6 protein-coding genes and 2 pseudogenes are annotated in these 11,689 nt (G+C 63.3%); 4 read left to right on the top strand and 4 right to left on the bottom strand.

The window, feature by feature from the left end:
* Positions 1–133: 133 nt before the first annotated feature.
* Positions 134–1,480, top strand: coding sequence for an IS701 family transposase (locus ACVWW1_RS11810; RefSeq protein WP_456656660.1), 1,347 nt, complete (start codon positions 134–136; stop codon positions 1,478–1,480).
* A gap of 36 nt (positions 1,481–1,516) precedes the next feature.
* On the opposite strand, the gene ACVWW1_RS11805 is transcribed toward ACVWW1_RS11810, so the two are convergent.
* Entirely contained in the window at positions 1,517–2,872 is a 1,356-nt protein-coding gene (locus tag ACVWW1_RS11805; RefSeq protein ID WP_456655882.1) for a peptidoglycan DD-metalloendopeptidase family protein, read from the bottom strand.
* Positions 2,873–2,971: 99 nt separating this feature from the next.
* A complete protein-coding gene (locus tag ACVWW1_RS11800) occupies positions 2,972–3,706 on the bottom strand; it encodes a peroxiredoxin (protein ID WP_456656659.1) in 735 nt (244 codons plus the stop codon).
* Positions 3,707–3,932: 226 nt separating this feature from the next.
* Between ACVWW1_RS11800 and ACVWW1_RS11795 the strand changes: the two are divergent.
* A pseudogene (locus tag ACVWW1_RS11795) lies at positions 3,933–7,653 on the top strand (hypothetical protein).
* Between the two features lie 1,349 nt (positions 7,654–9,002).
* Here the strand turns inward: ACVWW1_RS11795 and ACVWW1_RS11790 are convergent.
* Both ACVWW1_RS11790 and ACVWW1_RS11785 read right to left on the bottom strand, forming a co-directional pair.
* On the bottom strand, positions 9,003–9,338 hold the full coding sequence (locus ACVWW1_RS11790; protein WP_456655881.1) for a c-type cytochrome: 336 nt from the start codon (positions 9,336–9,338) through the stop codon (positions 9,003–9,005).
* Between the two features lie 250 nt (positions 9,339–9,588).
* Positions 9,589–9,781 (bottom strand): annotated as a pseudogene (locus ACVWW1_RS11785) (MFS transporter); the annotation flags it as partial.
* 143 nt (positions 9,782–9,924) lie between these two features.
* Between ACVWW1_RS11785 and ACVWW1_RS11780 the strand changes: the two are divergent.
* Both ACVWW1_RS11780 and ACVWW1_RS11775 read left to right on the top strand, forming a co-directional pair.
* The gene (locus ACVWW1_RS11780; RefSeq protein WP_456655880.1) at positions 9,925–10,464 is read left to right on the top strand and encodes a hypothetical protein; all 540 of its coding nucleotides are present in this window, start codon (positions 9,925–9,927) and stop codon (positions 10,462–10,464) included.
* Positions 10,442–11,668: a hypothetical protein gene (locus tag ACVWW1_RS11775; RefSeq protein WP_456655879.1), complete on the top strand. Its 1,227-nt coding sequence runs from the start codon at positions 10,442–10,444 to the stop codon at positions 11,666–11,668. Before ACVWW1_RS11780 ends, ACVWW1_RS11775 begins: the two co-directional genes overlap by 23 nt.
* The last annotated feature ends 21 nt before the right edge of the window (positions 11,669–11,689 follow it).

The following is an 11,689-nucleotide window of genomic DNA, read 5'->3' as shown; positions in this document are numbered from 1 at the left end:
GCTGCAAAACCGCGAATAGCCTCCCGCGCCTTCGTTCAATCCGGCTTCAATGAGGTCGCGTCATAAGCGCCTGCCGCGCCCTCGCGTGAGCGCGACCTCACAGAACCCTCCAGATTCCCGAATCAATTTTTCAATGATTCATGGGTGGTCGGCTCTTGGAGGGCTGACCATGCCGGGATGGGAAGACGAACTCGAACGCTGGCTGATGCCGTTCTTGGACCGGCTGGGTCATAAGACCCGACAGCGGATGTGTCCTCTGTATGTTGCGGGATTGATCGGTCCTGGCGATCGCAAGAGCGTTCAGCCGATGGCGGAACGCCTTGCCACGGGCAACTACGACCAACTGCACCATTTCATTGCGGACGGTGTCTGGGACGCGACGCCGCTGGAGACGGAGCTGCTCAACCAGGCGGACCGACTTGTCGGCGGTAGGGACGCGGTGCTGGTTATTGATGACACCTCACTGCCGAAGAAGGGCGAACGCTCGGTTGGTGTTGCGGCTCAATATGCGTCGGCTCTCGGCAAAACGGCAAATTGCCAAACGCTGGTATCTTTGACGCTTGCGCGCGGCGAAGTGCCAGTGATGGTCGCGTTACGTCTCTTTCTGCCTGACAGTTGGACAAGCGACGTGTCTCGTTTGAAGCGCGCTCGCGTGCCAGTCGAACACCGAACGCCACGGTCCAAGCCGGAAATTGCTTTGGCCGAGATTGACCGCGCGATGGCGGCCAACATACGCTTTGGATGTGTGCTGGCGGATGCAGGATACGGCCTCAGCGCACCGTTTCGACAAGGGCTAACAGAGCGCGGCCTGGCCTGGGCTGTCGGTATCCCTCGGCACCAGAAAGTGTATCCGGTCGACGTGAAGCTCATTTGGCCGATCACCAAAGTCCGCGGCAAACCACGAAAGCACCACGTGCCCGATGTCTTATCGATTGCGGCAGAACAAATGCTGGCCAGCGCCAAATGGAAAACAGTGAGCTGGCGTAGCGGGACAAAAGGCCGGCTCAAAGCCCGATTTGCTGCTCTCCGTGTCCGCATCGCCGACGGCCCTCCGCAGCGGATATGGGATAAAGGTCAGCAGCACCTCCCAGGCGACGAAGCCTGGCTCATTGGCGAGCAACGTGTCTCCGGGGAGAAGAAATACTATCTCGCCAATCTTCCGGCGACGACGGATCTACGCACGCTGGCCGCCACCATCAAGGCACGGTGGATCTGTGAGCAAGCGCATCAACAGTTGAAGGAGGAGCTTGGACTTGATCACTTCGAAGGGCGATCATGGCAAGGTCTTCATCGCCACGCCCTTATGACAATGATTGCCTACGCCTTCCTGCAACATCGTCGCCTCGCACACGCGGGGCGGAAAAAAAAGAAACGGACCCCCGCCTCAACCAACCATGCCCGCCGTACGTCACGCCATCGTCGATCTCATCCTTCGGCCGCCGCCTCGGCAGTGCCCATATTGCCGAAAGCAAATCCTTGAAAAACACTGGCGAAAACACATTCTGCCAAAGTAGTGCTAGCCCGCGCTGAGCCGGACGCCGGCGCGGAGGAATTTCTGCGGATCGACCGCTTCGCCGTCGATGCGGGTTTCGTAGTGCAGATGCGGACCGGTGGAACGTCCGGTCGAACCGACGGCGCCGATCACCTGGCCGATCTTGACGTATTCACCGACCTTGACGCCGATCTCGGAGAGATGGCCGTAGCGGGTCGACAGCCCATTGCCGTGATCGACCTCGACCATGCGGCCGTAGCCGCCGGCCCAGCCCGCCGACACCACCTTGCCGTTGGCGGTGACGCGCACCGGATCGCCCTGCGCGGCGCGGAAGTCGAGCCCGGTGTGCATCGCCGGACGGCCGAGGAAGGGATCCGAGCGAACGCCGAAGCCGCTGGTGAATTCGACCTCGCCGACCACGGGCTTGCGATAAGGCACCAGCGCCAGCGTCTGGTTCAGGCGCTGCATCTGCGCGCGGTTGATGTTAATGCGGTAGAGCTGGCGCTCGAACGCGCCGGCGTCGGGCGCGAGCTTCACCGGCACATAGGGGCCGCCCATGCCGGAGCGCGGCGTCGCGGCTTCGAGCTGCGCCATGTTGAGGCCGAGATCGGAGATCACGCCGCGCATCCGGCGCACCCGCGATTCGATGCCGTCCTCGACCGAGGAGAGTGCTGCGACCTGGCGCCGCTCGACTTGGTCGAGCGAGGTTTGCAGACGGACCAGGACGTTGTCGACGCCCTGGGCCTTGGCGAACTGGTTCGGCTGCGCCTTGGCGATCAGCGGCGCGCGCGATTCCAGCCGCGCCTCGCGATCCGGCGGCGCCACGAAGATCACGGTGTCGCTGATCGGGGAGGGCTTCGGCGTACCGGATGACGGCGCGGCGTCGGCGCGGCCCTGCGGCTTGATCGATCCGGTTGAGGTCGCATCGGGCATTGCGCCGAGCGCGGTGGCGCGCGATTCCAGCGCCGACTGCCGCTTCATGATCTGGTCGAGCTTTTGGTCGAACTGCTCCTGGTCGAGCAGCTGGCGGCTGGTGGTGCGGTCGACCTTGGCGCGCAGCTCCGAAATGCGGTCCTCATAGGCGTATTGCATCTCGGCCTGGCGCGCGATCAGCCGGGTCAGGACGTCGTCACGGAACGCGAAATAGGTCGCGGTCGCCGCCGACCACATGCCGAGCAGGACCACGGTGCCGACCGCGATCCAGAACACCACCGGTCCGAACCGGACCTGCTTGCCGGCATGGACCAGCGTATAGCCCTCGCCGGAGGCGGCCGCGGCAGTTGCCGGTGCGGCATGCTGGGCCACCGGACGGCGCGCCGGCGACCGGCCATGGTCTTGCGGATGATGGTGTTTCTGGTGATGACCGGACCGGCTCGACATCGGTACTCCCGCGGCCGGTCGGACCAAGCTCCGTACGGCTAATTTGCGGGGCCGATTTGAGCCCGCCATGGTTAATTTTCAGGAAACGGAACCCTCTGGTCAGAGCGATCGGGCGGCCTCCAATACCGCTTCGGCGTGGCCGTCGACCTTCACATGACGCCAGATCCGCGCGACTTTTCCACTGGAATCGACCAGAACCGTGGTGCGAATAATTCCCATGAAGGTCCTGCCATACATGGATTTTTCGCCCCAGGCGCCATACGCCTCCAGCATCTGATGAGCCGGGTCCGAGACCAGCGGCAACGACAGCTGGTGTTTGTCTCGAAATGACTCCTGCGCCTTAACCGTATCGGCGGAAATGCCGACCACCTCGGCACCTGAAGCCACGAACTCATTCTTGAGCCGCGTGAAGTCGATCGCCTCCCTGGTGCAGCCAGGGGTGTCGGCGCGGGGATAGAAGAACAGCACCAGCTTCTTGCCGGCAAAATCCCTCAGTGAAACGCTGCCTCCGCCGTCGCGCGGCAGGTCAAACGCTGGTGCCGCGGCGCCCTCAGCGAGTGTGACGGAGGACGACTTGGTCACGGTCGCGGCCGGCGCAGGCTTTAACGGTTTCGATGCGGCCTTGTGCGAGGCTTTGCCTTGAACACCCGTTGCGGTCTTCGTGGTGGTCTTGGCCTTCGCCTTTGTTGCTTTCTTGGCCGCGGCCTTCTTCGCAACCGTTGTGCGGGTTTTCGTCGCGGACTTCCCAGTGCTTGCGCCTGCGGCGCGCGCAACCTTTGTTGCGACCCGCTTTCCGGTTGTGTTGGAGGATTTCTTGCGCGTTTTCTTGGACATACGCCTTCCTTTCGTCGCTTTCCGAAGCTCAACCATTGGGGTATTGCGGTCTCATTCGCAGCGGCCGGATTCGCATCGGCTGCTGGGCAAGTTTGATGGCCACGGAGTATGGTGACAAGGAATTCGACGCGTTACCCGTCCGCTTGCTGAATTGGCTTTTGATTGGTTGTTTTGGTCCGTTCCAGGGCCATCGGCGAGTAACATGATTAGGCGAGGATAGGCGGCGATGCCGGCAAGGGAGCGCTCGATAACAGTCGACGGGCGCCCCGATGGCGGCGATCAGCTTCGCCGTCAGCACCGAGAGGCAATGGCAAGGAACACGTCGCCGCAGGGTCCAAATCCGCGCGCCGGGACTGACTTCTCGCAATGGGAAGACGACGCCGCGTGGGACGAGCAGGATGAGGCGGCGGGCAACCGTGCGCGGCAATTGCTGGCGCGTTCCAACCCCAACCTGCATCGTTTCACCGATTTCTGTTCCGGCATGCAGCGCTGGCTGCACGGCGAGCGCTGGATCCGTCGCATCGGGCTCGTGCTCGTGGTGCTGGTCGTGATGTTCGCGACCTGCTTCGGCGCATTATGGTGGCGGCTCGGCGCCGGTCCGATCAATCTCGATTTGGCGACACCATGGCTTGCCGCGGCGATCGAGGAGAATATCGGTCACGGCAACACGGTCGAGGTCGGCGGAACGCAAATCGAGCGCGCCGGCCGGGTCAGGATCGCGGTGCGCATCCGTGACATCATCGTCCGCGACCGCGACCACGCGGTCGTTGCCAGCGCGCCGAAAGCCGAAGTGCGCTTGTCGGGAACGGCATTGCTGATGGGCCAGTTGCGGGCGGAGAGCCTCAACCTGGTCGATGCGGAACTGTCGGTGCGCATCACGCCCGACGGCAATGTCACCGTGTCGGCCGGCGACACCGCAAAACCGCTCGCCACCGGCGTTGCATCCAAGCGGGAGGCGGGGCTGCCGCCAACATTCCCGCGGCCGACGACCGCTGCGCCGCCGCCACCGGTTGCCTTGCCTCCAGTTGCCTTGCCTCCGATTGCCTCCGGGCCCTCGGCGTCCGCACCCGATTCGGCCCAGAGTGGGCTGCTCGCCGGCCTCGACTGGCTCGATAGCCTCAGCATGACCGGCCTCGACGGTCAGAACCTCAACGAGATCGGCCTGAAGAACGGCAATCTCGTCGTCGACGACCAGCAGCGCGGCAACAAATGGAGCTTTGAGAATATCAGCCTGAGCCTGCGGCGCCCGAGCGGCGGCGGGGTTGCGCTCAGCTTCGGCGAGGACGGCGCAAAGCCCTGGTCGGTCCGTGTCCTGGTTGGACCGCAGCAGAACGGCGTGCGCTCGGTCGACATCAAGGCCGACAAGGTCTCCACCCGCAACATCCTGCTCGCGATGCGGACCAAGGATCTCACCTACACCGCCGACCTGCCGCTGTCGGGCGAGATGAAGGGCGAGCTCGGCCGCGACGGCCTGCCGACCTATTTTCGCGGCAAGGTCAATGTCGGCGCCGGCAACATCATCGACACCGACACGCCCGACTACCCGATGCCGGTCGATTCGGCCGAGATGAGCGTCGAGTGGGATTCGGGGCGCCGCGTGCTGCTGGCGCCGATCAAGATCGTCTCGGGCGCCAACCGCATCACGCTGCTCGGCCATCTCGAGCCGCCGAACGACAACGTCACCGACTGGCAGGCGGGCCTGTCGGGGGGGCACCATCGTGCTGGCCGGCGCCGATAAGAATGAACCGCCGCTGATCTTCAATCGCATCAACGTCGGCTTCCGGTTCGACACCGAGAAGAAGCGGGTGCTGCTGACCCAGGCCGACATCTCCAATGGCGAGATCGGCGTCGCCGGCACCGGCAGCATCGACTATTCCGGCGAGCCGCGGTTGCAACTCGGCTTCGCCGGCACCCCGATGTCGGCCTCCGCGCTGAAGCGGATGTGGCCGATCATCATCGTGCCCGAGGTGCGTGAATGGGTGCTCGAGCGGATCGACCGCGGCACGCTCCAGCGCATCGATGTCGGCGTCAATTCGCCGGTACATAATCTGTCGCGCAAGGGACCACCGATCCCGGATGACGGTCTCTCGGTCAACATCGTCGCCTCGGGTGTCACGGTGCGCCCGGTGGATCAGATGCCCGCAGTGCATGATGCGGATCTGAAAGCCAGGGTCACCGGCCGCACCGCGACGGTGACCATCAACCAGGGCATCGCCGACACGCCGGCAGGCCGCAAGATCACGCTGTCGGATTTCAGCTTCGAGGTGCCGGACATGGCACCGAAGCCGTCGCCGTCGAAGGTCAAGTTCCGGGTTGACTGTCCGGTGCCGGCCGCCGCCGAGATCCTCGCATCCGATCGGCTCAGCGATCTCTCCGGTCCGCCGATTGATCCCAACGCCAGCAAGGGCAACGTCACGGCCACGATCAATCTCGGCATGCCGGTGACGGGCGGACTGACCAAGGCCGACACGCAATATTCCGTCACCGCCGATATCTCCGGCGTTGCCGTCGACAAGCTGGTCATGAACCAGAAGCTCGAGGCCAACACGCTGAAGGTGATTGCGAGCAACGCCGGCTTCCAGGTCAAGGGCGACGTCAAGATCAACGGGCAGGCGGCCTCGCTCGACTACCGCAAGCCGGCCGACGGTGATGCCGACGTCAAGCTGCAGGCAACGCTGGATGACGCGAGCCGCGCGCGCCTCGGGCTTGATCTCGGCCCCGCAGTGTCGGGCGCGATCCCGATCAAGCTGAGCGGCAAGATCGGCAGCGGCGACAATCCCACCACCAAGATGGGCGTCGAGGCCGACCTGACCCAGCTCAAGCTCGACAACATCCTGCCCGGATGGGTCAAGGCGCAGGGCAGGGCCGGCAAGGCGACTTTCAACGTGGTGCCGAAGGGGCAGTCGACGCGGTTCGAGGATATCTCGATCGAAGGCAGCGGCGTCTCGATCAAGGGCGCGCTCGAGGTCGACCAGAACGGCGACCTGATGAATGCGAACTTCCCGACCTATGCGCCGTCGGACGGCGACAAGACATCGCTGCGGGCCGATCGCGGTCCCGACGGCGTAATCAAGGTGACGATGCGCGGCGACGTGTTCGATGGCCGCGGCTTCCTGAAATCGGCGATCTCCGGCCGCGATAGCGATCCCAAAAGCAAGACCAAGACCACCGATTTCGATGTCGATCTGAAGCTCGGCGCGGTGGCCGGGTTCAACGGCGAGGCGCTGCGCGGCGTCGACGCCAAGATTTCGCGCCGCAACGGGTTCTTCAAGGCGTTCACGCTGAGCGGCAGGGTCGGCCGCGATACTCCCGTCAGCGTCGATATGCGCGGCCGCCAGCAGGGCCGCGAGGTGATCTACCTGCAAACCGGCGACGCCGGCGCGTTCCTGCGCTTCATCGACACCTATTCGAAGGTGGTCGGCGGCCAGCTCACGCTGGCGATGGAGCCGCCAATCCCCGAGCCGAGCCCGAGGGAAGGCCTCATCAACATCACCGGCTTCTCGGTGAAGGGCGAAACCCAGCTCGACCGCGCCGTCGCCGGCGGGCCGGTTAGCACCCAGAACGGCATCGGGTTCGACGCGCTGCGCGCCGAGTTCACGCGCCAGAGCGGCCAGCTTTCGATCCGCAACGGCGTGGTCAAGGGACCGAGCATCGGCGCGACGATCGAAGGCAACATCGACTATGTCGGCAACCAGGTGCGGATGAACGGCACCTTCATTCCGATGTACGGGCTGAACAACATGTTCGGCCAGATCCCGTTCTTCGGGATTTTCCTCGGCGCCGGCAGCAATGAAGGCCTGATCGGCGTGACCTATGAAGTGGTCGGCACGCCGAGCCAGCCGGTGCTGCGCGTGAACCCGATCTCGGCACTGGCGCCCGGCCTGACGCGAAAGATCTTCGAGTTCAAGCAGTACGGCCCCAACGATCTGCCGACGACGAACAATTAGGACACGCGCTCATCAACGTCCGCTGCAGGTGGAGATCGCACGCTCGCTCTCGCCGTCGTTTTCGACCCGAAGCGGATTTGGCTTCAGTCGCTTCGCATCTTTCGTTTCGAACGATGGCTTCCGGCAAAACTACATCTTGGCGGCACACCGCCGATTTCGGGGTGAACAGTGCAGCCCTGCAGTAATTCGGGGCCAAGCCACCTCGCACACGCAGTTGCAGTCGCGTTCTCAAATGAGCCGCCGTAGATCACGTACACGTCCTGTCGGCCGATCTCTCGGGGCAAAGATTGGTGCCGTCTCAGACGGTACAATCGACGTTCGGTAAGCTGCCGGGCCTCCTGTCGTCCGCCGCCTACCAATATGCGCTTGACCATGGTCGACAGGCTGTTGCTCTAGCGCCTGCGCCCCGGCCCCGAAGGGCCGGGATTTGCACCGGTGCTAGTAGCAGGGTGGATAGGGATAGTAACCGCAGCGATAAGCGCGCGATGCGCCATAGGCGGCGGCTCCGACGGCAGCAGCTCCGACGCCGACGGCAACCCCCCGGCGTACTGCTGCACCGCGGTAAGCACCACCGTGGTAGACGCCGCCGCGGTGAACGCCCGCGCGACCAACCCCGCCGCGATATGCGGAGGCCTCAGTTGAAATGGTCGCAATGCATCCGATGCCAATGATGATGGATGCTGCGACCGAAATAATACTTCGACGTGACATTATTGATCTCCTTCAGTTTACCATGAGAGCGTCTGGCGGCCCGTTTGAGGCAAAAGGAACACGGCCCCGCCAAAGACTTTTTGTGACGGGTTGCCGTGCTCAACGAGGCCTGGACGGGGTGATCGGGGCCCCTAACACAATCGCCGGAACGGCTCCCGCTTGTGCCGTTCGGCAAATGCTTATTGAAATGCTAGGCCTCTGTTTTTGGAGCATATTGATTCAGAACAAGCGCTCGCACTAATGAGCACCATTCCCGCATCGAGTATGATCAGCCTTCTCGGTCAATGTTCCGCGCGAGGACGATCGGGAGCGAGCTTCCGATAAGAGAAAGCCGTCAGCCTTGGGGAAGCTGACGGCTCCAGGGTGGGGATGCGTAGGGGGTCTACGCATTGTCTGTTTAGACCCTTGGCGGCCGCTTCTGTTGACGGAGATCAAACCCGTAACCAATGAAAAACTTTGGTGAAGCTGTGTGCCAAACGTCCGCCTCGGGCACAAAAGCAGACATGGTGCGTTTAGGCGGCAATGTCAGCAATGGGCCGACGTCCTATCAGTCGCTACGACTCTGGCGGCTTCAAAATCCAAACGTTTGTTCTCGCGTGCCCATGTGGCGTCCAGCGCTCCCGCGAGATCGATAGGTGCTATTTCGGCTTGGAATGCTCCTGAATTGACTTCAGATAGCTGACGACCTCCTCAGCATCCTCCTTGTTGAAGCGGAAGGTCGGCATGGAGGGGTGAATGCTGCTATAGCCGTCCTGCAGTCGTTGCAAGAAGTCGCTGTCGTAGAGTTTGGTTTCACTAAAGCTGCGAAAGGGTGGTGCCAGCCTGTTCGGGCTCGCGCCGGTCCTGCCAATGGCATGACAGCCGGCGCATAGCTTTTGCAACATGTCTTTGCCCCTCCGTTGCTCCTCAGCTCGCGCGTGGGCGAAGGCGTTCCACAAGAGACCTATCGTCAGTATCAGCAAGAAACGCTTCATCGCAGTCTTTCCACCGTTTTGTCGCATCATCCTGTCATCCCAGCATCGCGAGGTTCTCAGCGAGGCTCCCGCTGCGGCCGCGAGAGAAGATCTAGGCATATTTTGCCAGACGCGCCGAGTCACTCCGGAGAATTCCCTAAGCTCCATCGGCGGTCGATCACTTTGGTGCCTTTTGCATGCGCCTACGTTGGCTTTCGGCCGCCTAAACTGGCGGCTTCTCCATATCTTGCCAAGCTTGGGTTTGCCGCAGTCAGCGCCGCAGCGCCGGTACCACCAGGAACGGGATCAGGCCGAGGACGACATTGACGAGCGCGAAGGCGATCAGCGGATTGTAGCTGTGGGTCCAGTGATGGATCAGGCCGCCGCCCCAGGAGCCATGGCCAGAGCCGAGAGCCCAGGGCGCTGCCGATCATGATGGCGCGGTGGGTCGTGCCGATGCGCCGACGTGAGATGCCGCGGTGGACATGCGGTCGATTGTCGCACGCCCGTAACAGTCCGCCCGCAGATTGCGCGCGCCGGCCGCCGACATGGCGGGCGGCTACGCGCCCCTCGTTTTCTGAGAAAATCTTACATTGGGAGAAAAGCAATGATCGCCAAAGGATTGCGCCCGGCTGTGGGGCTTCCGCTGTCTCGGCCGGTTTTTGCGTTGACGCTGCTCGCCTCCACGGCGCTGGCCAGCAGTCTTGCGCACGCCGACGGCGATGAGGTGCATTTCCGGCCGGGTCACCTGTTGTTGAGCCGTGCGGTGTTCGTCAACAACGCCGTCACCATCACGCCCGGCGTCACACAATTGCCGCCGAACTGCGTGTCGCCCAATTGCGTGACCGCCACCGCGGACGGCACCTATCCGACGGCGTTCAACAACGACGGTGTCGACGGCTCGTTCGGCCTGACTGCGAAGATCCTGCTCGACGAACTGCGTCTCGACGGCAGACATGTGCAGTCGCTCGAGGTGCCGAACAGCGCCCAGCCCGGCGTGTCCCAAAACAAGGACCAGATGGTCACCAGCTTCTCGTCAAAATCCGAGCTGGCGCTCAATCTGTCGCTCGATCATCGCAGCGTGACCTTCATGGGGCTATCTCGCTCCGATCGGCGCCATCGACGTGTCGAACTCCAACACCCCTGACGTCATCGATCCGACCAATCCGGTGCCCGGCACCTATTATCGCCTGGTCGCTGAAGTCGACGAGAATGGTCGCTTCCACTTCACCAAGGTGAACGGCTATAGCGGCAACAACGGCCGCGCTGCGATCTTCAACGATCGGCATGGTGCCGGTGTGTTCTACACCGCCGGCAACGCGGGCAATGGCGGCAACCCGCAGCCTGCGGGCGTCATCACGGGCGCCGGCATGCAGATCGCGAGAGAGGCCGACGCGCCGCTCGTGCGGCAGGCGGACCCGGGCGGACCTTTCCCGCTCGGCAGCTTCAACATCACCGAACTCGGCCAGAAGGCCGACAAGATCGGCAAGGACACCAATTTCCGCGGCCTCACCGTGTTCAACAACGTGATCTACACGACCAAGGGCAGCGGCGGGAACGGAATCAACACGGTGTACTTCATCGACACCACCGGCAACGCTACCAACGGCAGCCCGAAGGCGTGTCCGAACGGCGTCGGCCTGCCGGCTCCGTCTGCGTCGCTGCCGACGACGCAGATCTTCTACGATGGCTCGAAGTTGGCGGGGCAGGGCGTCACGCCGTATAACATGTGCGTGCTGAGTGGTTTCCCGACTGCGCTCAAGAGCACGACCTCGTTCCCCTTCGGCATCTGGTTCGCCGACGCGAACACACTCTACGTCGCCGACGAAGGCAACGGCACCGCGACATCGAACGGCTATACCGCTGCCAAGGCGCAGACATCAGCCGGATTGCAGAAGTGGGTGTTCGACAGCAACGCCGGCGCGTGGAAGCAGGTCTACACCTTGCAGGCGGGACTTGACCTCGGCGTCCCCTACACGGTGCAGGGCTATCCGACCGGCAACAACGCCGCGACCGGCAAGCCGTGGTCGCCGGCGACCGACGGCCTGCGCAACATCACCGGCCGCGTCAATCGCGACGGCAGCGTGTCGATCTGGGCGATGACCTCCACGGTGAGCGGCAGCGGCGACCAGGGTGCTGATCCGAACAAGCTCGTGATGATCACCGACAAGCTGTCCGCGGCCACGCTGCCGGCCGGCGAGCGCTTTGTCACGCTGCGTACCGCGAATGCCGGCGAGGCGCTGCGTGGCGTGTCGTTCACGCCGGGCACCGGCGATGGCCGGGAGGAGGCCCATGACCGCGGCTCCTGCGGCCGTGACCACCGCAGCGACGATTGCCGCGACACCGATTGAACGAAAGACGTCACAGCCTTC

Source organism: Bradyrhizobium sp. JR3.5 (assembly GCF_054057015.1).
The sequence above is the reverse complement of the archived record's forward strand: the minus strand, read 5'-3'. Positions and strand labels throughout refer to the sequence as shown.

What these genes read in the sequence shown, in the direction of transcription:
- ACVWW1_RS11810 (WP_456656660.1), top strand. Translation starts at nt 134, where the DNA reads ATGATTCATGGGTGGTCGGCTCTTGGAGGGCTGACCATGCCGGGATGG.
- ACVWW1_RS11805 (WP_456655882.1), bottom strand. Translation starts at nt 2,872, where the DNA reads ATGTCGAGCCGGTCCGGTCATCACCAGAAACACCATCATCCGCAAGAC.
- ACVWW1_RS11800 (WP_456656659.1), bottom strand. Translation starts at nt 3,706, where the DNA reads ATGTCCAAGAAAACGCGCAAGAAATCCTCCAACACAACCGGAAAGCGG.
- ACVWW1_RS11790 (WP_456655881.1), bottom strand. Translation starts at nt 9,338, where the DNA reads ATGAAGCGTTTCTTGCTGATACTGACGATAGGTCTCTTGTGGAACGCC.
- ACVWW1_RS11780 (WP_456655880.1), top strand. Translation starts at nt 9,925, where the DNA reads ATGATCGCCAAAGGATTGCGCCCGGCTGTGGGGCTTCCGCTGTCTCGG.